Origin of the sequence: Ruegeria jejuensis, assembly GCF_041537905.1 — a bacterium.
Taxonomy (GTDB): Bacteria; Pseudomonadota; Alphaproteobacteria; order Rhodobacterales; family Rhodobacteraceae; genus Ruegeria_C.
Map to the genome: position 1 here is coordinate 1 of NZ_JBGRUO010000006.1, position 22968 is coordinate 22968.

Here is a 22968-nt window from a genome sequence, read left to right on the forward strand (position 1 = left end):
TGGGAAAACCCTCTGTCAATCGAGGCAAAATCACCTCGATCAACAGGAAACTCCCAACTCAACAAACCGCGAAACATATCCCGCGTAAGCACAACTCACGCCAAACAGAGCCCATATCGCGGAGCGATTTAGTGCGTGAGCCCAGCCTCCCAACTCGTCAGCGTGCGGCGAACGTCAGCTATTCAATGTTGAATTTTGGGATCGGATCGGACACGGTTGTTGTGGGCCTTGCTCGGGCCTCCGCCCTCCATCTGGGAAGCATCTGTCATGCGGAGCGAAGTGAATTTGGACCTGTCTCGTCCGAGCGTGTGCATAAGGAGGGATTGCGGAGGCGTCTCGAAAGAGGAGGAACCAAATTGCACCTTTCCGCTCCCATTTATCGGTTGAAACGACAAGCTAAACTCTTGGCGCGCCAGAATGGTATCCCTTTGCACGAAGCGCTGGATCAGATGGCTATTGAAGAGGGGTTCCAAAGCTGGAGCCACCTTTCATCGTCATTGTCTAGAGAAAGTCCGGCGGCGATCGTCCTGTCTCGGCTCGAACCCGGCGACCTGGTCCTGCTTGGTGCAAGACCCGGTCACGGCAAGACACTTCTTGGGCTCGAATTGGCGTCAAAGGCAGTAACGCTTGGCCGGAAAGGGTATTTCTTCACACTAGACTACCACGAGCGTGACATTGCAGACCGGTTTTCGGCTCTCGGCATCGACCCGGTGCCCGAACAGAAAGCCGTGGTTATTGATACGTCGGATGAAGTATCTGCGAACTACATCATCAATCGCCTTGAACGCGTCTTAGAACCCGCAGTGATTGTGATCGATTACCTTCAACTTCTCGATCAGAGGCGCACCAATCCAAGCCTTGACGACCAGATCACGTCTCTACGGAGATATGTGAAGGCGACAGGTGCAATTTGTGTGTTGATCTCGCAAATAGACCGTTCGTTCGATCTGAGCGTCAAGACTATGCCCGATGTGTCGGATGTTCGCCTACCCAACCCGCTCGATCTGTCTGTGTTCGACAAGTATTGCTTCTTGCACGATGGCGAAGTCCAGTTGGATCAAGCTGCGTAGCCGAGCGGCACAGTGCATTGCGGACATTCGGCGAGTGTCCATAAAGTCCGCACATCTGACCTTGTATGTTGGGCACCAAAACCCGACCCGCTCTGGCGTTACACGATAAGATCGGGGTCATACCAATACTGTTCACCGACCTTTGGTATGTCTTTTCTTATTCGTGCCTGTCTGGCTGCAAGATCACCAAGTATCGCTTTCGGTATCCGCGACGTCGTCCAGCATGATACCTTTTGAGCATATGGGTTGGTCCTCGAAACCTTTTCGCGCAGGTGTTGAGGCTGGTTGCATCCTTGACTCATACGATGCGGTGCCCGCACGCTCGACCCATTAAAACCAAGGGAGGTTAGAATGAGATTTTCGATTTGGGTAGGCGCGATGATCCTGGGTGCCACGGCCGCAATCGCCGGGGAAGACGCGGATGATATTCACTGGAGCATCACCATGTCGGTGAATGAGGGCATGGCCGACAAGGTTGTGCCGCTGGTGACCCGCATGTCCGAGGCCACAATGGCCAACGAACCAGACGCGCTGATTTATGAATACATGCAGGATGGCGACACCGTGCATATCTATGAGCGCTATGCCGACAATGATGCGGCGATGCTCCACATGTCCAATTTCGGAGCAAATTTTGCCGAAGAGTTCTTTGAGGCATTCACCGTCGACAGCATCGCGATTTACGGCCCCGCAGGTGATGATCTGAAAGAAGTATTTGCCGATGCGAACCCCGCCTATCTCGGCAAAATCGCTGGCTTCGCACGCTGAGATTTCGCGAAGCTAGAAACGGCGGGTCGTGTCGTTTATGCGATCCCGTGATCCAGCCTGACATAGCCGTCTAGGCTGCGCTGGTCCGATAGAAATCGCGGTGAGCAGGGTCAGACGGATACGCCCGCCAGCACGTCTTCGCGCATCAACTCGTCCTTGCGTCCCGAGAGAGTCACCTCTCCCCGGCGCAGCACAACGAAACTGTCGGCCAGTTCATAGGCGAAGTCGAAATACTGTTCGACCAGCACGATTGCCATTTCGCCCTTGTCGCGCAGCATCGAGATCACACGACCGATCTGCTGGATGATGTTGGGTTGGATGCCCTCGGTGGGCTCGTCCAGCAACAGCAGCTTGGGCTTGGTGATCAGCGCCCGCGCGATGGCGAGTTGCTGCTGCTGCCCGCCCGACAGGTCGCCACCGCGCCGATCACGCATGTCATGCAGTACCGGGAACAACTCGAATATCTCGTCCGGGATGTGATGCGCCTCGCGCGGCAGGCAGGAGAAGCCGGTTTCCAGATTTTCCTGCACGCTCATCAAGGGGAAGATCTCGCGCCCCTGCGGGACATATCCGACTCCCATCCGCGCCAGCGCATGGGCGGGCAGCAGCCCAATGGACTCGCCATCCAGCGACACCTCTCCGGCTGATCGCGGATGAGTGCCCGAGATCGCCTTCATCAGGCTGGTCTTGCCGACGCCGTTTGTGCCCACCACGCAGGTCACCGCGCCCTGCTGTGCCTCCAGCGACACATCATAGAGGATCTGCGAGTGGCCGTAGTGCAGCGTCAGGTTCTTGATATTCAGCATATTCTAGCGCCCCAGATAGACGTCGATGACGTCCTGATTTGCGGTGACGTGATCCAGGCTGCCCTCGGCCAGAACCGAGCCCTCATGCAGCACGGTGACCTTGCAATCGAGCCTGCGCACGAATTCCATGTCATGTTCGACCACGACCACCGCGCGGGTTTTTGCGGCCTCGACCAGAATGCGGGTCGTATGCTCGCGCTCTTCCGGTGTCATACCGGCAGCTGGTTCATCCACCAGCAGCAGTTGCGGCTCCTGCGCCAGCAGCATGCCGATCTCAAGCCATTGTTTCTGGCCATGGCTCAACTCGCCGGATTTGCGATCCATCTCATCCTTCAGCCCGATATGCTCGGCCAGTTCCGCCACCCGCGCGCGATCAGGAGCGGAGGGGCGAAAGAACAGCACCGACAGGATCGAGCGGGGCTTTTTCAGCGCCAGCAACAGGTTGTCCGCTACGGATTGATCCTCGAACACGGTGGGTTTCTGGAACTTGCGCCCCACGCCCGCCTGCGCGATCTGCGCCTCGTTCAGCGCCAGCAGGGACTGGCTTTTGTCCCCCCAAAGCACCCTGCCCTCGTCCGGTTTGGTCTTGCCCGTCACGATATCCATGAAAGTGGTCTTGCCCGCGCCATTGGGGCCGATGATGGCGCGCATTTCCGCCTTGCCGATCTGGAAGGACAGGTTGTTGATCGCGCGAAACCCGTCGAACGAGACCGAGACGCCGGAGACTTCCAAAAGCGTGGTCATTCCAAAGCCTCCTTCTCGCGCAGCGATCCCATATCGGGGCCCAGGTCTGCGCCGTGGCGATCCGGCGCGCGCCGTTCATTCCAAAGATCGACCAGCCCACCGATCCCCGTCGGTGCAAACAGCGTGACCAGAACAAAGGACAGGCCCAGCACGATCTGCCACCAATCGACCCATTTGATCGTGTAAAACCCAAGCGGCAGATCAGGAGCAAGTCCGCCAGTGAACCAACTGGAGAGCAGGCTGACAAGCGCCGCGCCCACAACGGCCCCGTAGAGCCGTCCGCGCCCGCCAATGGCAACCCAGACCGCCAGATAGATCGAGGCGATCGGCGCAAGTTCGGCGGGGTTGATGATACCCGCCTGCGGGTAATAGAGCGCACCGGCGATCCCCGCGATGCATGCAGTCAGCGTGAAGACGGCCAGCTTGTAGCGTTCGACCGAATAGCCCAGGAACCGCACCCGCGCCTCGTCATCGCGAATGCCTTTGATGACCGACCCGAACTTGCCCGACATCACCCAAGCGCCCAGAAGATAGCCCAGACCAAGCGCCAGCGCCGACGCCCAGAGGAACCAGAGCGAGATGGTGGCCTGCGGCACCGCCTCCAGTCCCGGCAGGTTCTGCAGGCCCGAAAGGCCGTTATTACCGCGCAGTCCGCTGTCATTCTGGAACAGATAGAGCGCCAGCGCCAAGGTCATCGCCTGTGTCAGGATTGACAGATACACGCCCGTCACCCGGCTGCGGAAGGCCAGCCAGCCAAAGACCAGTGCCAGCAGGCCGGGCACCAGCACCACCAGCGCCAATTGCAGAACCAGACTGTCGGCAAAAGCCCAGACCAGCGGAAACTTGTTCGAGCCGACAACGCCGAATATCTGCGTGCCGATGGCGTCGATCACCTCTTGCTCGGTCGGTGGCAGCGGCGCCTCGCTGAGCGAGGTCACGACGATATCGCGCGTCCGTTCATACATCAGCCACATACCGATCATGTAGCCACCCAACCCGAAGAACGCGAAATGACCAAGGCTCAGGATACCGCAATAACCCCAGATCAGGTCCATCGCGATGGCCACCAGACACAAGCAAAGCGTCTTGCCCAGTGTCTTGACGAACGAGGTTGAGATCACGCCGATGCCGAACCCTTCGGCCAGCACCGTGACCATCAGCGTGAACAGCGCCAGCAGCGAGATGAAGATCAGCACCGACGGGTTGCGGGCGAAGAAACTGCGATCCATGGTTCAGTCCCCTGCCGCTCGGCCCTTGAGCGCGATGATCCCGCGCGGCCGGAATTGAATGAAGATGATGATGAAGATGATCATGTAGGTCTGTGCCGCCAGCGTGTTGGACGGGTTCAGCCATTCTACACCTTTCTGGAAGAAACCGATCATCGTGGCCCCTGCCAGCGCGCCCCAGATATTGCCGACGCCGCCGACCACCACGGTCATGAAGCTCTGCACGATATAGGCCGAGCCCAATTCGGATGTCACTTTGGCAAAGAGACCGATCGCGACCCCCGCGACACCGGCAATGCCCGAGCCAAAGCCAAAGGCCAGCATGTTCACGCGCCCCGGATTGATCCCCATGCTCGCCGCCATGCGCGGGTTCTGCGTTACGGCGCGGGTCTCAAGCCCCAGCCGCGTGCGTTTCATGATGAACAGGAACACGACGAGGAAAAACAACGCCAGCACAAAGATCGCGATGCGGATATAGCTGATCGAGACCACGTCATTCAGCACCAGCGACCCGTCCAGCCAGCCCGGCGCAGTCAGGGGTCGCGCCTGAGTGCCAAAGATGTTTTTGGCCAGTTGCTGCAGGGCGATGGAGATGCCAAAGGTGGCCAGCAGCGTCTCAAGCGGACGATGATAGAGATGGCGGATCACCAACCGCTCCATCGCCACCCCTGCCCCGAAGGTCACCGCAAAGGCCAGCGGGATCGCCACCAGGATCGAGGTGGTGTGATCGGGGATCACCTGCTGCACCACGTAACCGGTATAGGCGCCCATCATGATGAACTCGCCATGCGCCATGTTGATCACGCCCATCACCCCAAAAGTGATGGCAAGGCCGATGGCCGCAAGGAAATAGATCGAGGCCAGTGACAGCCCGTCCAGCACCAGATCGAGCGTCTGCCCGGCAGCTACCCGCGTGCTGATGCTGCCCATTGCCTGCTCTGCCGCCGCCGCGACGGAGTGTGACGGGTCCAGATAGACCTCGGCAAATTGATATTGCGCGACGATTTCACCAATCTGGTCCGAGGTCACACCCGGTACAACTTGCCCCTGCTCGACCAGCGATTGATAGGCCGCAGCGCGGGCGGCATCGGTGTCCAGCGTGACCAGGGGCACGCCGCCGACCCGTCCACCGTCGATATGGGCGATCAGCGCTTTGCGGATATCCTCCGGCGTCAGGGGTTTCGTCGCGAAACCCTCGGAAACCAGCAGCTCATAGGCCTGATCCAGCGACAGGGCTTCGCTGCCGGGTATCAGCTCGGCTTTGACATTCAGGTCTTCGGGGATGTCACCTTCAAACACCTGAACGCGGGCTTGCAGGATTGGGTTCAGCGTGGCACGCACATCCACGCCCAGATCGTCTGACATGCTCTCGATCGCAGTGACGCGGGCGGCATCATCAGGATCATAGGCCATGGTCAAAAGCCGTTCCAACCGCTCTTTGCGGGCTTTCAGCACGGTATTTTCTTCGCCTGGGATCGAGGCGCGGAGCGGCTCCAGCGCCGCCGCTGACGGGTCGCGCTCCAGCGATTGCAGCGCCGCGGCCCGGTTGGCCGCATTCGGATCGGAGAGCTGGAACTGCACCAGAGCCGTGGCGAGCATGGCGCGGATGCCGCTATTGGGCTTGATCTGCTTCAGATCGCGCTTTTCTGCCTCGCCAACCTGCGCGCCGGTATCGAGGTCATAAAGCGCATAGAGGCCAGATTCAGCCTTTTCCGCCCGAAAGAAAAGGTCATCCTCTTTGCGTAACCACATGTTCTTGGCCTGCCAGGCTTCCAGCACCTGCTGGGCCTGCGCCAAGCCGCTGGTTGCCACTGCATCGATGGCGGGCGCGATGGTCTTGCGCGAGCTTTTCACGATCACGTCGCGGTGGTCCTGCAACACCGACTGCATCGGCGCGTCCTGGGCGAGGGCTGCCGTGGCCATCAGAACCCAAAAGACAAAAATATTCACTGCGCGCAGCATCGTGCACTCATTCCTTTATCGGCCCGAAGGCGCTTATGGGCCAGAGGGGTCGCCCCCTCTGGCAGGTTTTCATGGGATCAGTAGTTCGACTTGGTCTGAACGCAGGTCGAGGTTTCGGTGTTGTACATCCCGCAACCCAGCTCTTTCCAATCCGATTTCAGCAGCGCCGATTCCGGCAGGAAGTCGGTCCAGGCATCGCCCGGCACTTCTTCGGTCTGGCTGATGATGTCGAACTGACCATCGTCGAGGATCTCGCCGATCAGCACCGGCTTGGCCAGATGGTGATTAGGCAGCATCACCGCTGTGCCGCCGGTCAGGTTCGGGAATTCCTGCCCGTACATGGCCGCGCGAACCGCATCCACATCGGTGCTTTGGGCCGCCTCGGCTGCGTTCACCCACATGTTGAAGCCGATGTAATGTGCTTCCATCGGGTCGTTGGTGACGCGTTCTTCGCCCATGCGCTCTTTCCAGGTGGCGATGAACTCTTCGTTGGCCTCGGAATCCGCCGACTGGAAGTAGTTCCAGGCCGCCAGATGGCCGATGAGGTTCGAGGTATCGAGGCCCGAAAGCTCTTCCTCGCCCACCGAGAAGGCCACGACCGGGATATCGTCGGCGGAAACACCCGCTGCGGCCAGTTCCTTGTAGAAGCCGATATTGGCGTCGCCATTGATGGTCGAGATCACACCGACCTTTTTGCCGTCGGCCCCAAGAGCAACCACATCAGCCACGATCTTGGACCAGTCGGAATGGCCAAAGGGCGTGTAGTTCACAAAGATGTCGTCCTTGGCGATGCCCTTCTGCTGCAGGTAGCTTTCCAGGATGTTGTTGGTGGTTCTGGGGTAGACATAGTCCGTGCCAAGCAGAGCGAATTTCTCGACCCCCAGTTCCTCCAGGAAATAGTCGGTGGCCGGGATTGCCTGCTGGTTCGGTGCGGCGCCGGTATAGAAGACGTTCTTGGACGATTCCTCGCCCTCATACTGTACCGGGTAGAACAGCAACCCGTTCAGCTCTTCGATTACCGGCAGAACCGATTTCCGGCTCACGCTCGTCCAGTTGCCGAAGATGACATCGACATCATGCACCGTCAGCAATTCCCGCGCCTTTTCCGCGAAAAGTGGCCAGTCCGAGGCCGGGTCGACGACAACGGCCTCGATCTCGCACCCCAGAACGCCGCCCTTGTCGTTTTGCTGATCGATCAGCATCAGCATGGTGTCTTTCAGCGTGGTTTCCGAAATGGCCATCGTGCCGGACAGCGAATGCAGCACACCCACCTTTACAGGGCAATCGGCTGCATGGGCGACGCCGGTCAGCGCGGTGGTCGCGACCGCAGCCGCCAATGTGGTTTTCAGGAAGTTCATTCTGTCTCCTCGCGGGGTGGATCAGCAGCACACGCTTGCTTTGGCAGGCACCTCTGCTTACCTATTCCCCCGCAACTTAAATGTTGCACCCGTGTGGCGGCTGATCCGAGTGCCAAGTCGATCCGGCCGTCACACACCCTTGACCGGTCCCCCCGGCCTGAGTGCCTTCAGCGATTCTGCAACGCGGCAAATTAGGCAACGGCCCGGCGCCTGTTTTCTAACTCAATGCATGTTTTTGCCTAATTTTTAATCCAATAAGGTTGTTTCGTTGATATTTTGGGCAACCAAAGGGGGGATACCGCTGATTTGGCCGTTTAGGCTGGTTGCTCCTGCCCCTCTGATCGACAGTCAGCGCCGAAATCGCCTGAATCGGAGGCAGTTATTCAACTGGCCGCACCCATACCGACGCTGTCTTCATCATCCGCGCAACCCAGAGCGCGGGGACATGTCAAGCTGTCGACCAAACCGCTGGCAGGTCGCAGCGTGCTGGATGACCTGCGGATGTCCGGGTCGTATAAATGCGTCTTTCCACGGCCAAGCGGACCCGCGGTTGATGCGGTTCTGGTCAACACGGCGGGCGGCATCACCGGCGGCGATCGCTTCCAGGTCGAGGCGCGGGCCCTTACCGGAACCGCGCTGACCCTGACCACACAAGCCGCCGAACGGGCCTATCGCGCGCAGCCGGGCCAGATCGGGCAATTGCGGACCGAATTGCATGTGGAAGCCGGGGCAAGCCTCAATTGGCTGCCGCAGGAAACCATCCTGTTCAACGGCTCGACCCTGCATCGCAGCCTGCGGGTCGAACTGGACGACGAGGCCCGGTTTCTGATGGTCGAACCGTTGATCCTGGGCCGTCCGGCCATGGGCGAGAGCCTCACGGATGCGCGGTTCCGTGACCATGTAGAGATCAGCCGCGCTGGTCACCCGATCTTTCTGGACCGTCTCGACCTGAGTGGCGATCTGCAGGCCCATATGGCGCGGCCTTTCACCGGCAATGGCGCAGGAGCGCTGGCGCTGCTGCTTTATGCCGCCCCCGATGCCGAGGCCCGCCTAAACGGGTTGCGCGACCTGCTACCCGAAACCGCCGGGGCCAGCCTGATCCGGGACGGGCTGCTGGTGGCGCGGGTGCTGGCACGCGACGGCTTTGCCCTGCGCCAGGTTCTGGAACCGGCGCTGACATACCTGTCGCAAAGTGAATTACCAAAATGCTGGACGCTCTGACATGAACCTGACCCCAAGAGAAAAAGACAAACTGCTGGTCGCCATGGCCGCCGAGGTGGCCCGCAAACGGCTGGCGCGCGGCGTCAAGCTGAACCACCCCGAGGCGATAGCGCTGATCACCGATGCGGTGGTCGAAGGCGCGCGCGACGGACGCTCGGTTGCCGATATGATGCAGGCCGGCGCTCAGGTGATCACCCGCGACCAATGCATGCAGGGCGTGCCCGAGATGATCCACGAGGTTCAGGTCGAGGCCACTTTTCCCGACGGCACCAAGCTCGTCACCGTTCACAACCCCATTCGCTGAGTTCAAAGGAGATCCCAATGACCCGATTGATGCTGCCCGCCCTGATGTTTGCCACGCCCGCTCTGGCCCATGAGGCCGGACATGTTCATGCCCATGGGACGGACTATACCAATCTTGGTTTGGGCCTCGCCCTTATCGCGCTGGCCGCAGTGGGTCTTGCCGCGACCCGTTCCAAATGATCCCGGGTGAGGTCATGCCCGCGGCGGGTGACATCACCCTGAACGCGGGCGCAGAGGCGATCACTCTGATGGTCGCCAATACCGGCGACCGGCCGGTGCAAGTGGGCAGTCACTATCACTTTGCTGAAACCAATCCGGCGCTGGAGTTCGACCGGGAGGCCGCTCACGGGCTGCGCCTCGACATCGCGCCCGGCACCGCCGTGCGGTTCGAGCCGGGCCAACGCCGTGAAGTGTCGCTGATCCCCATCGGCGGCGCGCGACGGGTTTATGGATTCAATCAACAAGTCATGGGCGACCTCTGATGCCAAGCAGCGCCAACGTTTCCGGCAAAGAGTTAAGGTTCGCCCCGCGATACATTGATCTACCACCAGCCGCGCCATTGGCCGAGTGTAGCCAAAACAAAGATAACGTACGCGGAAACGTGAAGCCAAAATGCGATGGTAGACATAAGGTACCCTTCGGTGATGCACTGTCTCATTTGTCAAAGCCGACCGATGGGCTCAAAACTATAAAAAACCGCAGCGCACTTCGTTTGCAAGGAAGTGTTCCCGTCGAAAAATCAAAGCGAAGCAAACTGTTACAGACCAATGGCAGCAGTTCGCCTAGTTCATGAAACAATACGTGATCTGAGGATCAGACATGCCCGCTCAAATCAAACGCTCCGACTATGCCGCCATGTTCGGCCCCACCACCGGTGACAGGCTGCGGCTGGCCGATACCGATCTGATCATCGAGGTCGAACGCGACCTGACAGCGGAACGCGCGGGGGCCGCCGCAACGGGCGGGACCGGCGACAACGCGCTGCTCTATGGCGAAGAGGTCAAGTTCGGCGGCGGTAAGGTGATCCGCGACGGGATGGGGCAGTCTCAGGTTACGCGCGCCGAGGGCGCGGTAGATAACGTCATCACCAACGCGCTGATCGTCGATCACTCGGGCATCTACAAGGCGGATGTAGGCCTGAAGGACGGGCGCATCGCCAAGATCGGCAAGGCGGGCAACCCCGATACGCAGCCGGGTGTCGATATCATCATCGGCCCGGGCACAGAGGCCATCGCGGGCGAAGGGCGTATCCTGACCGCAGGGGGGTTCGACAGTCATATCCACTTCATCTGCCCGCAACAGATCGAGGATGCCCTGCATTCCGGGCTGACCACCATGCTGGGCGGCGGCACCGGCCCGGCGCATGGCACCCTGGCCACCACCTGCACGCCCGGCCCCTGGCATATCGGACGGATGATGCAAGCAGCGGACGCTTTCCCTATGAACCTGGCCTTTGCGGGCAAGGGCAACGCCTCGCTGCCCGCCGCGTTGGAAGAACAGGTCCGGGCCGGGGCCTGCGCGCTGAAACTACACGAGGACTGGGGCACAACGCCCGCCGCCATCGACTGCTGCCTCTCGGTCGCGGATGCGATGGATGTACAGGTGATGATCCACACGGATACGCTGAACGAATCGGGTTTTGTGGAAAACACCGTGGCTGCCATGAAAGGCCGCACAATCCACGCCTTCCACACCGAAGGCGCGGGCGGCGGTCATGCCCCGGATATCATCAAGATCTGCGGCGAGCAGCATGTCTTGCCCTCCTCCACCAACCCCACACGGCCCTTCACCGTGAACACGGTCGAAGAGCATCTCGACATGCTGATGGTCTGCCATCATCTGGACAAATCTATCCCCGAGGATGTGGCCTTTGCTGAAAGCCGCATCCGGCGCGAGACCATTGCCGCCGAGGATATTCTGCATGATATGGGCGCGTTCAGCATCATCGCTTCGGACAGTCAGGCGATGGGCCGCGTGGGCGAAGTGCTGATCCGCACTTGGCAAACCGCGGACAAGATGAAGAAACAGCGGGGTCGTTTGTCCGAGGAAACCGGCGAGAATGACAACCTGCGCGTCCGCCGCTACATCGCGAAATACACCATCAACCCGGCCATCGCCCATGGCCTCAGCCATCAGATCGGCAGCATCGAGGAAGGCAAACGCGCCGATCTGGTTCTGTGGAACCCGGCATTCTTTGGCGTCAAACCCGAGATGGTGCTGCTGGGCGGCACGATTGCCTGTGCGCAGATGGGCGATCCCAATGCCTCGATCCCGACCCCGCAGCCGGTCTATAGCCGCCCGATGTTCGGGGCCTATGGCCGCTCGGTCGAACGCTCGGCCATTACCTTTGTCTCTGCGGCGGCACAAGCCGAGGGGATCGGTGACACCCTGGGGCTGGCCAAGGACACCGTGGCGGTGCAGGGCACCCGTTCCATCGGCAAACGCGATCTGATCCTGAACAATGCGACGCCACAGATCGAGGTTGACCCCGAAACCTACGAGGTGCGCGCCGATGGCGAGTTGCTGACCTGCCAGCCCGCCGAAACCCTGCCGATGGCGCAGCGATACTTTTTATTCTGATCAAATCCTGTGCTGCGTTGCAGCAATCACAACGCAGCCATGATCAAAAACCCACTATACAGTGAGGATCAAATGACAAACACTAGATGCCATGGGAGGACCTGCTTAACCCATCTTTATGGAGGTCCTATTGGCACAATCCACACTTCAAGAACGCCCCGGTTTCTCGGTTTCCGCAATGCTCAGCAGAGTCGGATCATCGATCTACGCGGTTTTGATCAACATGGCCGAGGCGCGCTCGCACGCGAAACAGATTCAGTTTCTGCAATCGCTCAGCGACGAAGAACTGAAACGCCGCGGCTTGTCACGCGACCGTATCGTGCATCACGTCTTTGCCGGTTCGGTCTGGCGCATCTAGCGGACGCACAACCCAAATCAGAGGAGGCGTGCGCATGACCACCCTCCTCTCTACTGCGCTTCAGTATGCCGATCATTTGCATGGCGAGCCCTCGAACAACCTGTCTCTGACCTACGAGGGCCGCTTCTTGCGCCGCAAAGTGCTCACCTGTGAAGACGGCGAGCGGATACTGGTTGATCTGGCGCAAACGACCTCGCTGAACGATGGCGGAGCGCTGATCCTTGACGATGGGCGCAAGGTTGAGATTCACGCCGCGCCCGAGCCGCTGTTGGAAGTCACAGCATCCGATCTGACCCGTATCTCTTGGCATATCGGCAACCGCCACACACCCTGCCAGATTGAGGGCGACCGGTTGCTGATCCAACGCGATCACGTGATGCGAGACATGCTGATGAAGCTGGGCGCAACCCTGCGCGACGTGGTGGAACCTTTCACGCCCGAAGGTGGCGCTTACGGGCACGGGCGGACCCATGGCCACGCCCACTGAGACCCTGACCCTGCTGCAATGGCTGTCGCCCGCCTACCCGGTGAGCGCTTATGCCTATAGCCATGGGCTGGAAGCGGCTGTGGATCAGGGCTGGGTCACCGATGCGGAAAGCTTCAAGGCGTGGCTGAGCGATGTGTTGACTGCCGGGTCGGGCCGGTCCGACGCCCTGTTTCTCGCGGCGGCCTATCACGCGCAGGGGGCAGCGGCGCTGTCCCGCATTGACGATCTGGCGCGGGCATTTGCCCCGGCCCGCGAGAGACTGCTTGAAACCGACCAGCAAGGCGCGGCCTTTTGCCGGACCACACGCGCGGTTTCGCAGCCCGGGTTGGGTGATTGGGTCTATCCGGTGGCTCTGGGTTCGGCGGCCGCGCAGGAAGGTCTGCCGCTTGACCTGACACAGCGCAGCTATCTGCAGGCCTTTGTCGCCAACCTGATCGCGGCGGCGCAGCGGTTGTTGCCGCTGGGCCAGACCGAAGGACAAGTGATGCAACACGCCCTGATCCCCGTTTATGCCGAGGTAGCACAGGCGACGGAACATGGTGATCTGGACGCGCTGAGCGGTACCACCTTTCTGAGCGATATCGCGGCAATGAAACATGAAACCCAGTATTCGAGGATTTTCCGAACATGAGCAGTATGAACGGCCCCCTGCGCATCGGCATCGGCGGCCCGGTGGGCGCGGGCAAAACCACTCTGACAGCAGCGCTTTGCACCGCATTGCGCGACAAGGTCTCGCTGGGTGTCATCACCAATGACATCTACACGCAGGAGGACGCCGATGCGCTGATGCGGATGCAGGTGCTGCCCTCGGACCGGATTATCGGTGTCGAGACCGGTGGCTGTCCGCATACCGCGATCCGCGAGGACGCCTCGATCAACCTCGCCGCCGTGGCGCAGATGGTCGAACGCCACCCCGAGGTCGAAGTGGTGCTGATCGAAAGCGGCGGTGATAACCTGTCGGCCACGTTCAGCCCGGAACTGGCCGATCTGACTCTTTATGTGATCGATGTGGCGGCAGGCGAGGAAATCCCGCGCAAGGGGGGCCCGGCGATCACCCGCTCGGACGTCCTGATCATCAACAAGACCGATCTGGCGCCGCATGTTGGCGCCAATCTGGACGTGATGCGGCGCGACGCGACTCGCATGCGCAAGGATCGGCCCTTTGTGATGGCAGCCCTGCGTCATGGCGAGGGTGTGGCGCAGATTGTCGAGTTGCTCGCGGGGCTCGGCGGCCTAGACCTTGCGCACCAGACCCCACGCGAAGCGGTGGTGTGATCCGGGCGCGCCGGAAAACCGGCCCCTGGCAAGATTTTTTAACCTTGTGTGGCCTGGATTACAGAAGCCCTCGGCTCTTTGTGGCTAAATGATGTCAGGCGGCAAGACATTAACCGCTCTGGTTTGGGAGACATTGACCGAAACTATTAAGCCGAAGCGCACAACAACTTTCTGCGTTGGTCTGGAATTCCCGACAGGCCGCGCCTCCGGAGATCGGTTTCCGATCAGCGAGTGAACCGGTGATGAACATGCGCTATGTTAACGATTACTGGCCGCGGCGCGGCATTTGATTTTAGAGCTTTCCCAAGGCGTGGTATGCCGAAACGGGTTCCCCCGTTTCGGCATCCATCTTTGTGGGTCTGGCATTGGGTCGAACTGACCTGCAGGCTCACGAAGGCGACGGGTGCCGTTTGCGGGACAGGCTGCCCAGCACCAGCACGATCGCCGCCACGCCGGCCACACCCGAGGCCACGAGAATCACGGTACGGAAGTCATAGGCCTGCGCGATCAAACCCGCTGCTGGCCCGGCAAGTATCCCGGTCACCATCAGCGTATTCCAATACAGCGCGGTGGCGCGTGCGGGACGATTCGGCGCAAAGGACTGGACGAAGCTGATCCCAAGGCTGGCATAAAGCCCGTAATAAAGCCCCTCCATCGCCGCACCGGCCAGCATCTGCGAGTAGCTCTGGACCGAGGCAAGCACCTGAATGGTGACCACCGCCAACAGCGTCACCGCCAGCAGCGACTTCCGCAACCCGAACCGCGCGATCAGATAAGGCGTTGAAAAGATGGCGAACACCTCGACAAAGGTCTTCACACTGAAGGCTGTACCGGGGGCATAGCCGGGCAGGCCGACCTCCTGCACATAAAACAGCGGCAGCGCCGAGAAGGTCAGCGAATGCGCCGTGGACAGGCAGAACACAAACGCCGCCGCCAGCCAGAGCCCAGTATTGAGCCCGCCCTGCCCCGGCTTGGGTGTTTGGTCGTCCTTGGCCTCAAGGCGCAAGTCATGCGGCACGGCCCGCCACCAGAGACCAAGCCAGAGCAGCGACAGAAGCGCGCTCAGCTTGAACACCGCCGTCGCGCCCAGTTGATCGGCAATCAGAAAGGACACGGCCGGGCCGACCATCCACGCCGTCGATGTGGTGGCGCGCATATAGGCGTTGAAGCGGCTGCGGGCGATCCCGTGCCGCTCGGCCATGCTGCCACCAAGGCTGAACAGGGTCGATACGGTGCTGGTGCTGATTCCGAAGCCCAGCACGCCAACGCTCAGCACCACCCAGAAGACCGGCGCGACCGACAGTACGAGATTGGCGATCAGAAAGGCCGCCGCCGCGATCCCGATCAGCGGAAAAGCATTGTCCCCGCCATCCAGCCGCCCGGCAAAGTTGCGATTCACCAGGATCGCCAGACAGGACACCAGCCCGGCATAGATGCTTATGGTCCAGGGCTCCTGCCCCAGCCCGTTGACGATGAAAAACCCCATATATGGAACGATCATCGCGCTGCAGACGGTCCCCACGAAGAGAAGCAGCAGAAAGGGTAGCAGCGCGGCGGGAAAAGACCGGAACATCTGGCTCAATCACATAAGGGAGTGCTATGGGACCGACATCGCATGCGGGGTCGAATGACACAAGGTCAGCCATGCCCTTCTCGGACGGCGGTCGGTTGGCATCGGCGCGCGGACCGGTAACACTGCACTGAGAAAATGCCAGTTCAGCACAGGACCCGACCGCATGCCCGTATTGCATTTCTGGTACGAATTCGCTTCGACCTACTCTTATCTAACGGCGATGCGGATCGAGGATCGCTGCCGCGCCGCCGGGGTGGAGCTGATCTGGCGCCCCTTCCTGCTGGGACCAATCTTTCGCGCACAGGGGTGGGATACCTCACCCTTCAACATCTACGAGGCCAAGGGCAGATATATGTGGCGCGATCTGGAGCGTCGCGCCGCCGCTCAGGGCCTGCCGAACATCCATCGGCCTGATCCGTTTCCACAGAACGGCCTCCTCGCCGCGCGCATTGCCACCATTGGCGCGGGGGCGGGCTGGGGGCCCGATTTCACCCGCGCGGTCTATGCCGCGCAATTCGCGCAGGGGCAGCCCATAAGTGCGCCCGAAACACTGGTCGCCCTGCTGAACGGTCTGGGTCTGGATGGATCACAGGTCCTCCAGAGCGCTCAGACCGACGATTCCGTCAAGAACCAACTGCGCGCAACCACCGAAACCGCGCAATCGCAAGGGTTGTTCGGTGCGCCGAGTTTCACCACCGAGGACGGAGAGTTGTTCTGGGGAGATGATCGGCTTGAGGACGCGCTAAACTGGGCCCTGCGCGTGAAGAATTGAGCGCGCCGGTTTCTTACTGCCCTTGAACATCTGCTTGTCCGAATTTGGCCGATCGGGTTATTTGCAGCCGCATCCGGCGCGATAATTCTTAAATCTATTTTAACAGGAATCGCACCCGGCAAACAGGTTTGAATTCTACCTTTTTAGGTGAAATGAGGAAATCTATCTCGGAAACAACTCGGAGCCGTTGCTTTTTGCCACATGCTCAATTCCGATTTGATCGTAGACTCTGAAGGTGAATACAGCCTTCGCGTTTTGCGGAATCCTCCTTTCTGATGGCAGAGGGATTCTCGACAGAAAATATGTCCCTAAGCTACTGTAAAGAAACCAAACTCCGGGGAGGAAAAGCAAAATCCCGGGTCAATCGCACGATCTGTGCAAATTAAGGGAGAATACAATGACCATTAAAAGAAAAATGCAAGTACCGGCAGAAGTTCAAAAGGCAGAATTTCTCAACAAGGTGTGGAGCGACGATGCATATCGCGCGCAATTGCAGAACGATCCAAAAGCCGCGTTGGCTGAATTCGGGGCGCAGATTTCCGACGATGTGGAAATCGAATTCGTCATGGATACGGAAAATGTCAAGTACCTGCATATTCCCTATGCTCCGGCCTATGGTGAAATCTCGGATAGCGACCTGCTGAACGCCGTCGGTGGAAGCACCCCGCTTTGCTATTCGGCGGCGGTGTCGATTGCCGCCGCTGTTACGGCAGGAATCTCGGCGGGGATTTCCGCGGCCACGAAGTGACCGGCAGCAAGAGCCGCGCCACGCTAAAACCCAAATATTGGAGGACACAATGAACAACGACACTGCAACCCATTTGCCCGCAGCGCCGATGCCGCGTGGTGAGATTTTGAACAAGGCCTGGACCGACGAAGCGTTCATGGCGCAGCTTGAAAGCGATCCACGCGCAGCCCTCGCTGCTGCTGGTCACAACATTCCCGAGGATGTCGAGATCAAGGTTGTGCGCGATACCGGCGACACCCGCTTTCTGCACGTGCCTGCCGCACCCGAGCAGGGCGAGATTTCCGACTCCGACCTGTTGAACGCGCAGGGTGGTTCGACCTTTGTCTGTGTCGCAACGGCAGGCATCGTTATCTCGGCGTTGGGGTCTGCCGCTGGATCGGCCTCGGCGGTAATCACTCTGGACTAAGACCAACTCCTCAAGGGCGGGTGGTTGTTCGATCAACCGCCCGCCTTTTTTTTGTGTCCACTCGCTGGTGCCCCGATACATAGGGTGCAGAGACAGTATCCACGCGCCAAGCTCCTCTTTGCCCCTGAGAGGGCGCAACCCCCAAGTCGCGTTCGTGCTTTGCGCACGCCCACAGACCCACCTGGACCTTGCGTTGGAACCACGCCGCGCCGGGTGAGCGGATTGCCGTCAATGGATCCGGCGAGCGAAGCCCCGGCCGACACTCTTTCCGGCGATGTCACCGGGCCTTTCAGGCCATATTCGCAGGTAAATCACCCGGGTCCGAAGATGTGAAAAGGCCGCCACATCCTTCCAGATGTGGCGGCCTGTTGGGCCTGCCTGACAAATGTTGGCGGTCAGGCGGTGGCCAAAGCTGCCATCTTGCCACTGGCTGTTGCAGCGTCTTTGTTATAGTCGAGCACCACTTTGCCGAACCGGTCCATGTCGAGATAGGTCTTCTCGAAAAACCGGCCGGTCTCCTGCACCCCGAGATGAGCATAGACCGGTACGTCCAGTTTGCCGCCGGCATAGTCATCGATCGCGTCTTGCAGATCGCTGGTTTGACCCAGGCAGTTGCCGATGATCGAGATGTTGCGCGCCAGAACCATGCCCATCAGGCGCGAGGCATCGACGGGATCGACGATTGGCTCCTGCCCCAGAAGGTGCGAGTGCTGATCGACCACGCCGCAAGTGATGTGGCGCCCTCCAATGGCGAGGATGTTCGGAATCTCGGCCAGATAGACATCCGAAAACGGGTCGACCATCGCGTCGAAGCCGCCAATCTCCATCACGCATTGCGCCAGATCACCGGACAGCGACCAGCCCTTCTGCGATGGATCAACGGTGATCAGCCGATCAACCCCCAGCGCTTTCAGCTTGTCCGCATGTTTCTGCGACCTGGAGATCGCATAGGTGTTGACGCCATAGTTCTGCAGCGCCGAGATCGCGTAGAGCGAGGTGTTGGATTTGGCCCCCGTCACCAACACGTTATCGCCGGGCTGCAGGTTCAGACGCCGCACCATGCTATAGGCCGTCTGACCCCCGATCGAGAAACCACCCGCCACTGCATCCGACATGCTGTCGGGGATCCGGATCAGTTTGCACTGATGCAGGATTTGCAGCTCGCGCGAGCCCTGGTTGGTCGGGATGCCGGGCATCACGCCTTCGACACCTGAAGACGGGTAGGCTCCGTCCGCAATCACCCGGTCACCGGGCTTGAACCGCGTGACATTGCGGCCCACCGCAATGACTTCGCCCACGAAGTCCGAACCGAGTACAAAGTAACTCTTGCTGAATTTCGGCTCTTTCATCCGCAACGCAAAGGCGCGGTCGCGGTAGTTGCAGGAAAACGCGGTGACACGGAAATAGACCCGGTCGGCATTCTCCGATGCATCCGCATCGAAGCCAATATCGTCGGTTTCGATGATGCCGAACCGCAGCGGGACGCCTTCGAGGGTAAAGCTGCTCTCGCTACCGGGAACGATGTTGGTGCCGGAATAGTCCTGGCCGATAATGCAAAGCTGTTTCATATCAGTCTCCTTTTCTCAGAATTCAGGTGGCGTTGGCCGCGTTGGTTGACCCGGTTTCAAACGCCCAGATGTTGGGCACCAGATCCGGGCGTGCCATGCGCAGCAGCGCCAGGCCGACGCCGGCCGAGCCCGCGAACAGGGTCGGGTTCTGACCATCGGAGCCATTGCGCCAAGCAAAGCTGCCCGCCGCGTCTGCCTGTTGCAGAACGGTCGCCGTTTCGCGGCCCAGCTTGGTCGCGAGACCCGGCGCGTCGGTTGTGCGGGCCATCTCGGCCTGGAAGGCGAGCCTGCCGAACTGACCACTGAAGACACTATCGGTGGCCTCCATCGGCGCCGCGTCCAGCATGGTGACGGCCCGCCCCTCATCGGCTCCGGCGAGCTCGTCCCCCATCGACAGGCGTGCCAGTCCGATACCAGCTGCGCCATTGGCATAATCCAGCGCGGGCTTGGTCGTCGTGTCCTCCTTAAGGGTGGTGAGATCACGCAGGTCCGGCCAGTAGCCGTAGCGATCCAGCAGCGCGCTTTCGAAGGCGACAGCCTCCTGCGCTGCGGCGTGCAGAGCACTATCCTCCAGCAGGTTGCCCGCGCGGTGCAGCGCCAGAGCGATACCGCTTGCGCCATGCATCAGCCCGACCTGTGACACCCGCCAGGTCCGGTCGCGCCAGGCCTTGCCACCAAAGGGCACCTCCTTGCGCGCATCAATCAGCGCAGCCGCGCCTGCCGCGATAAGGTCGCGATAGCGATCGGCGGGGGCTTTTTCATACAATGCGATCAGACCCACCAGCGCACCGGCGACACCGCTCGACAGGCTGGAGTCCTCCTCGGCCTTCAGGCGCTCTTCGTCCAGCAGGCTTGCAAAGACCTTTGCGGCCTCCAGCAGCGAGGGTTCGTCCAGCATATCCGCCAGTGTTACCAGACCGTAGATCACGCCACCGATGCCCGACGCGAGGCCCAGCGGGGCAAGCTTGGCCATGACACGCAGGGTATCGATGTTCTCGACCGCATGTCGGGTGGTGTCCAGAATGGCCATCGCCTCGACGCGGTGCTTCTCTTCACCGGTGACGCGGTAGAGCGCAGCTTCGAGCATCGCGATCCCGATGGTACCGGTCAGGAAGGTATTGCCGAGCGGTTGCAATTGCAGCGCGCGTTCATCCGCCGTCACCGGGGCGAGGCACATCCAGGTCTGGCTGCGGCTTTTGCGGATCGCCGACTTTTCCACGCGACCGGCAATCGTCTGCGCCGCAGCAATCAGCTGGTCTGTTGTCACCGGCGCGATGTCGGCATTAGGGGTGCGTGCGGTGCCGGTGGCGTTTGGGTCCAACTCGGTCGAGCTGAGCGCCTGACGGATGACCATGAGATCAAACTCCAGCAGGTCATCGGCCATGTCGGCAAGGCGTTCGCGAATTTCCCTAAGGCAGGGCATGCGGAAAAAGTCCGGCACCACGGTGCCATCGCCGCAGATCAGATCGGTGCTGTCGGTTGTTCCCTCGAAGAAGGGAACGTTATAGCCCGCCATACAGGTGGTTTCATAGTGGCAGACAGCAGCCAGCGGCCCTGCCCCATCGCGCGTCACCGAAGAGCGGTAGAGGAAGTCGAAATTCTGGCTCCACGCCGCGCCATCGACGACGGACTGGCGACCAAGGGCGCGATGCTGCAGAAAACCGTAGAGCCGGGTGGCGCGCAGCACAGACCGGAACCGAAGACCCTCAAAGACATCAAGCGGCCCCCCGTCGGCGGCGATAACCGTGCCATGCCGCTGCAAATAGGCAAACATCGCCTCATATCCGGCCAGCAATTCCGGGCCATAGTCATTCACCTGCAAGGGAACGCCATTCAGGTTGGGCACATTGCCGAGCGCTTTCAACTCTTCCGAACCGCCCGCGCGTGACGCGAGGGTTTCATGGGCGTCCAACCCCCCCATCAGCACAGCTGCGCCACCGGGAACCGAGGTCCAGCCCGGCAGATAGCCGCTGGTAAACACCGAGTCCTCAAGGCTGCGATAAGCCGCGACCATGGCCTCGGCTTCGGGCTCAATCTCTTGGTCGTCCTTGATCCGGGCGACCATGATGGTTTCCAGATCAACGGGAACCGGGACCGGCCCCTGCGCGATGATGTTCTCGAAATGGAAATCATTGCCCTGAAGCGCCCGGATCAGGCAGAGCGTCGCGCCGGAGCGGCGGAAGAACTCCGCTGCCTCATCAGCAGTTTCGCAATCCTTCGGAGCAACCCATTCGACCCAGCCATAATCGCCGCATGCAGCCACATCGGGCGTACCGGCCGAGGCCGGCGCACCATTGGCATCAAGCCAGTCGATCAGAGAGGCCCAGGCCGCGTCGATATCGAGCGATTTCGGCTTGTAACCCACCTTGGTGCCGCTTTCGAAGGTCACCTGATAAACGGAGCGGCCCTCATTGTGCAGGTCCGACAGGCTTGCGCCAATCTCTGCCACCCGGCCAAGGTCAGCGTCGCCGGTCAGATCAACGATGCGAGTCAACCGGTCGGCATGCAACCTTTCGATGAACTCGACCGTCACGACCTGCCACTGCTCGACAAGCGTTGCGATCAAACGGGCCAGAACGGGACGTTCCACGAAGAACTGTTTCAACCCCGTGGCCCGGAACGAGGCCACAAACCCAGGCACCTTGTCCAGCAAGGCGTCGCCGCCCAGCATGGCGGCCAGACCGCCGCCATAGCCCTGGGTCTGCACGCTCAGCGCAAACCGGTCATTCAGGGCGCGCACGCAGATATCGGTCAGCGGCTGCAGCAGCGAGCGATCCAGGTGGTCCAGCCCTTCAGTCGTGAAGGAACCCATCATATCCGGGTCCACCCGGGCGTCGCGACGGCGGCGCACCTCACTGACAAGCGCATAGAACAGCTCTTCGAAGGGCCGCTTGGGATCGTTGGCCAGACGCGCGACATCCTGCGCCTGGGGCGCGAGGGACAGCGTATCAAACACCCATTCGAAGGTCGCTGCCCACGCAGGCAGGTCCCGCCCGGTTCCACCTACGGGCCCGAACAGTGCAACATCCGTCCTACTGTCAACGCCGCGCGCCTTGCACACATTCTCGAACACCTGAGCGTCGCCGCCGGACACCGTATGCGTCCAATCCGCGAACACCTTCTCGGCGCGCGCGGCCTTGTCTGCGACCGGGGCAAAAGCGCTGCGGTCCTGCAAACGTTCATCGAGCGAGGATGCGCTTGCGGCCAGCGCCTGCAATTCGGCATGGCTGAAACGGTCCTGCGCTACAACTTTGCTGGCATTTCCGGTGATGTCATTGCTGTTTTCAAGAAGGGTCATTGGCTTTCTCTTTCTGTTCGAATGGGTTCAGGAGATCGGGCCTCGATTTCTGAGGGGGTGGGGTTGGCCTGCTGAAACCGGTTGGCACGGCAGGCATGGTCTAGGTTCAGACAGTGATTTCGATCGAGATCGCGGAAGCCGCAGTCACGAGCGTACCGACGCACACCCAGGTGCTCCCGCCCTGGGCGCCGATCAAATCGGCGTCGGACAACTCAGGGTCGACCGGAGCGGCCGGTATGTGCAGGTATTTGGTGTCTGCAGTATCGCGCACCACACGCACTTCGATATCCTCGGGCAGTGCCCCGTAGATATGTTCGACCGCTGCTTTGGGATCACGATCCAGCAGGGCCGCAAACGCGTCATCCGTCCATACCCGGTCATAAAGCGCCGCGAGCGCATTTCCGTTGGCTTGATCAAGGCTGTCCATCATATTCTCTTTCATGTG

23 protein-coding genes are annotated in these 22968 nt (G+C 60.5%); 14 read left to right on the forward strand and 9 right to left on the reverse strand.

Going from position 1 to position 22968, the window contains the following annotated elements; all coding sequences use genetic code 11:
* Positions 1 to 1070, forward strand: a 1070-nt coding sequence (locus tag AB1E34_RS08805; RefSeq protein WP_372571968.1) for a DNA helicase, incomplete at its 5' end; no start/stop codon positions are given.
* Between the two features lie 351 nt (positions 1071 to 1421).
* Complete coding sequence (locus tag AB1E34_RS08810; protein ID WP_372571969.1) at positions 1422 to 1838, forward strand: putative quinol monooxygenase; 417 nt, start codon at positions 1422 to 1424, stop codon at positions 1836 to 1838.
* 110 nt (positions 1839 to 1948) lie between these two features.
* Here the strand turns inward: AB1E34_RS08810 and urtE are convergent, their stop codons facing one another.
* From urtE to urtA, 5 genes are all read right to left on the reverse strand, one after another.
* A complete protein-coding gene (gene urtE, locus AB1E34_RS08815) occupies positions 1949 to 2644 on the reverse strand; it encodes an urea ABC transporter ATP-binding subunit UrtE (protein WP_372571970.1) in 696 nt (231 codons plus the stop codon).
* Positions 2645 to 2647: 3 nt separating this feature from the next.
* Entirely contained in the window at positions 2648 to 3388 is a 741-nt protein-coding gene (urtD, locus tag AB1E34_RS08820) for an urea ABC transporter ATP-binding protein UrtD (protein ID WP_372571971.1), read from the reverse strand.
* Positions 3385 to 4617, reverse strand: coding sequence for an urea ABC transporter permease subunit UrtC (gene urtC / locus AB1E34_RS08825; RefSeq protein ID WP_372571972.1), 1233 nt, complete (start codon positions 4615 to 4617; stop codon positions 3385 to 3387). The genes urtD and urtC overlap by 4 nt, the downstream gene beginning before the upstream one ends.
* A 3-nt stretch (positions 4618 to 4620) precedes the next feature.
* Positions 4621 to 6537 carry an urea ABC transporter permease subunit UrtB gene (gene urtB, locus AB1E34_RS08830; protein ID WP_372571973.1) on the reverse strand — a complete coding sequence of 639 codons (1917 nt, stop codon included), beginning with the start codon at positions 6535 to 6537 and terminating at the stop codon, positions 4621 to 4623.
* Positions 6538 to 6653: 116 nt separating this feature from the next.
* Complete coding sequence (gene urtA / locus AB1E34_RS08835) at positions 6654 to 7934, reverse strand: urea ABC transporter substrate-binding protein (protein WP_372571974.1); 1281 nt, start codon at positions 7932 to 7934, stop codon at positions 6654 to 6656.
* Between the two features lie 408 nt (positions 7935 to 8342).
* On the opposite strand from urtA, the gene AB1E34_RS08840 reads away from it, so the two are divergent.
* The 9 genes from AB1E34_RS08840 to ureG all read left to right on the forward strand — a co-directional run bounded on the left by AB1E34_RS08840 (position 8343) and on the right by ureG (position 14158).
* Positions 8343 to 9155 carry an urease accessory protein UreD gene (locus AB1E34_RS08840; RefSeq protein WP_510769685.1) on the forward strand — a complete coding sequence of 271 codons (813 nt, stop codon included), beginning with the start codon at positions 8343 to 8345 and terminating at the stop codon, positions 9153 to 9155.
* Position 9156: 1 nt separating this feature from the next.
* On the forward strand, positions 9157 to 9459 hold the full coding sequence (locus AB1E34_RS08845) for an urease subunit gamma (protein WP_372571976.1): 303 nt from the start codon (positions 9157 to 9159) through the stop codon (positions 9457 to 9459).
* A gap of 17 nt (positions 9460 to 9476) precedes the next feature.
* Entirely contained in the window at positions 9477 to 9638 is a 162-nt protein-coding gene (locus tag AB1E34_RS08850; RefSeq protein ID WP_372571977.1) for a peptidase M23, read from the forward strand.
* Positions 9635 to 9940 (forward strand): urease subunit beta, encoded by a 306-nt coding sequence (locus tag AB1E34_RS08855; RefSeq protein WP_372571978.1) that lies wholly within the window; start codon positions 9635 to 9637, stop codon positions 9938 to 9940. Before AB1E34_RS08850 ends, AB1E34_RS08855 begins: the two co-directional genes overlap by 4 nt.
* A gap of 337 nt (positions 9941 to 10277) precedes the next feature.
* Positions 10278 to 12038, forward strand: coding sequence for an urease subunit alpha (ureC, locus tag AB1E34_RS08860; protein WP_372571979.1), 1761 nt, complete (start codon positions 10278 to 10280; stop codon positions 12036 to 12038).
* Positions 12039 to 12168: 130 nt separating this feature from the next.
* Positions 12169 to 12396, forward strand: coding sequence for a hypothetical protein (locus tag AB1E34_RS08865; protein ID WP_372571980.1), 228 nt, complete (start codon positions 12169 to 12171; stop codon positions 12394 to 12396).
* Between the two features lie 34 nt (positions 12397 to 12430).
* A complete protein-coding gene (locus tag AB1E34_RS08870) occupies positions 12431 to 12883 on the forward strand; it encodes an urease accessory protein UreE (protein WP_372571981.1) in 453 nt (150 codons plus the stop codon).
* On the forward strand, positions 12867 to 13514 hold the full coding sequence (locus tag AB1E34_RS08875; protein ID WP_372571982.1) for an urease accessory protein UreF: 648 nt from the start codon (positions 12867 to 12869) through the stop codon (positions 13512 to 13514). The genes AB1E34_RS08870 and AB1E34_RS08875 overlap by 17 nt, the downstream gene beginning before the upstream one ends.
* A complete protein-coding gene (gene ureG / locus AB1E34_RS08880; protein WP_372571983.1) occupies positions 13511 to 14158 on the forward strand; it encodes an urease accessory protein UreG in 648 nt (215 codons plus the stop codon). Before AB1E34_RS08875 ends, ureG begins: the two co-directional genes overlap by 4 nt.
* A 388-nt stretch (positions 14159 to 14546) precedes the next feature.
* Here the strand turns inward: ureG and AB1E34_RS08885 are convergent, their stop codons facing one another.
* On the reverse strand, positions 14547 to 15731 hold the full coding sequence (locus tag AB1E34_RS08885) for an MFS transporter (protein ID WP_372571984.1): 1185 nt from the start codon (positions 15729 to 15731) through the stop codon (positions 14547 to 14549).
* Positions 15732 to 15894: 163 nt separating this feature from the next.
* Between AB1E34_RS08885 and AB1E34_RS08890 the strand changes: the two genes are divergently transcribed.
* The 3 genes from AB1E34_RS08890 to AB1E34_RS08900 all read left to right on the forward strand — a co-directional run bounded on the left by AB1E34_RS08890 (position 15895) and on the right by AB1E34_RS08900 (position 17657).
* Positions 15895 to 16503, forward strand: a complete 609-nt coding sequence (locus AB1E34_RS08890) for a 2-hydroxychromene-2-carboxylate isomerase (protein ID WP_372571985.1) — start codon at positions 15895 to 15897, stop codon at positions 16501 to 16503.
* A gap of 397 nt (positions 16504 to 16900) precedes the next feature.
* On the forward strand, positions 16901 to 17251 hold the full coding sequence (locus AB1E34_RS08895; protein ID WP_372571986.1) for a nitrile hydratase subunit alpha: 351 nt from the start codon (positions 16901 to 16903) through the stop codon (positions 17249 to 17251).
* Between the two features lie 49 nt (positions 17252 to 17300).
* A complete protein-coding gene (locus AB1E34_RS08900; RefSeq protein WP_372571987.1) occupies positions 17301 to 17657 on the forward strand; it encodes an NHLP leader peptide family RiPP precursor in 357 nt (118 codons plus the stop codon).
* Between the two features lie 395 nt (positions 17658 to 18052).
* On the opposite strand, the gene AB1E34_RS08905 is transcribed toward AB1E34_RS08900, so the two are convergent.
* The 3 genes from AB1E34_RS08905 to AB1E34_RS08915 form a co-directional block, all read right to left on the reverse strand.
* Positions 18053 to 19225, reverse strand: a complete 1173-nt coding sequence (locus AB1E34_RS08905) for a quinone oxidoreductase family protein (protein ID WP_372571988.1) — start codon at positions 19223 to 19225, stop codon at positions 18053 to 18055.
* 22 nt (positions 19226 to 19247) lie between these two features.
* A complete protein-coding gene (locus AB1E34_RS08910) occupies positions 19248 to 22523 on the reverse strand; it encodes a type 2 lanthipeptide synthetase LanM family protein (RefSeq protein WP_372571989.1) in 3276 nt (1091 codons plus the stop codon).
* 106 nt (positions 22524 to 22629) lie between these two features.
* A complete protein-coding gene (locus AB1E34_RS08915) occupies positions 22630 to 22965 on the reverse strand; it encodes a hypothetical protein (RefSeq protein ID WP_372571990.1) in 336 nt (111 codons plus the stop codon).
* Positions 22966 to 22968 lie beyond the last annotated feature (3 nt).

Coding starts and splice junctions, on each gene's coding strand:
- urtC (WP_372571972.1), bottom strand. CDS start 4,617: ATGGATCGCAGTTTCTTCGCCCGCAACCCGTCGGTGCTGATCTTCATC.
- AB1E34_RS08845 (WP_372571976.1), top strand. CDS start 9,157: ATGAACCTGACCCCAAGAGAAAAAGACAAACTGCTGGTCGCCATGGCC.
- AB1E34_RS08885 (WP_372571984.1), bottom strand. CDS start 15,731: ATGTTCCGGTCTTTTCCCGCCGCGCTGCTACCCTTTCTGCTGCTTCTC.
- AB1E34_RS08870 (WP_372571981.1), top strand. CDS start 12,431: ATGACCACCCTCCTCTCTACTGCGCTTCAGTATGCCGATCATTTGCAT.
- ureG (WP_372571983.1), top strand. CDS start 13,511: ATGAGCAGTATGAACGGCCCCCTGCGCATCGGCATCGGCGGCCCGGTG.
- AB1E34_RS08875 (WP_372571982.1), top strand. CDS start 12,867: ATGGCCACGCCCACTGAGACCCTGACCCTGCTGCAATGGCTGTCGCCC.
- AB1E34_RS08850 (WP_372571977.1), top strand. CDS start 9,477: ATGACCCGATTGATGCTGCCCGCCCTGATGTTTGCCACGCCCGCTCTG.
- AB1E34_RS08810 (WP_372571969.1), top strand. CDS start 1,422: ATGAGATTTTCGATTTGGGTAGGCGCGATGATCCTGGGTGCCACGGCC.
- AB1E34_RS08855 (WP_372571978.1), top strand. CDS start 9,635: ATGATCCCGGGTGAGGTCATGCCCGCGGCGGGTGACATCACCCTGAAC.
- urtA (WP_372571974.1), bottom strand. CDS start 7,934: ATGAACTTCCTGAAAACCACATTGGCGGCTGCGGTCGCGACCACCGCG.
- AB1E34_RS08890 (WP_372571985.1), top strand. CDS start 15,895: ATGCCCGTATTGCATTTCTGGTACGAATTCGCTTCGACCTACTCTTAT.
- AB1E34_RS08895 (WP_372571986.1), top strand. CDS start 16,901: ATGACCATTAAAAGAAAAATGCAAGTACCGGCAGAAGTTCAAAAGGCA.
- AB1E34_RS08905 (WP_372571988.1), bottom strand. CDS start 19,225: ATGAAACAGCTTTGCATTATCGGCCAGGACTATTCCGGCACCAACATC.
- ureC (WP_372571979.1), top strand. CDS start 10,278: ATGCCCGCTCAAATCAAACGCTCCGACTATGCCGCCATGTTCGGCCCC.
- AB1E34_RS08900 (WP_372571987.1), top strand. CDS start 17,301: ATGAACAACGACACTGCAACCCATTTGCCCGCAGCGCCGATGCCGCGT.
- urtD (WP_372571971.1), bottom strand. CDS start 3,388: ATGACCACGCTTTTGGAAGTCTCCGGCGTCTCGGTCTCGTTCGACGGG.
- urtE (WP_372571970.1), bottom strand. CDS start 2,644: ATGCTGAATATCAAGAACCTGACGCTGCACTACGGCCACTCGCAGATC.
- urtB (WP_372571973.1), bottom strand. CDS start 6,537: ATGGCCACGGCAGCCCTCGCCCAGGACGCGCCGATGCAGTCGGTGTTG.
- AB1E34_RS08915 (WP_372571990.1), bottom strand. CDS start 22,965: ATGAAAGAGAATATGATGGACAGCCTTGATCAAGCCAACGGAAATGCG.
- AB1E34_RS08910 (WP_372571989.1), bottom strand. CDS start 22,523: ATGACCCTTCTTGAAAACAGCAATGACATCACCGGAAATGCCAGCAAA.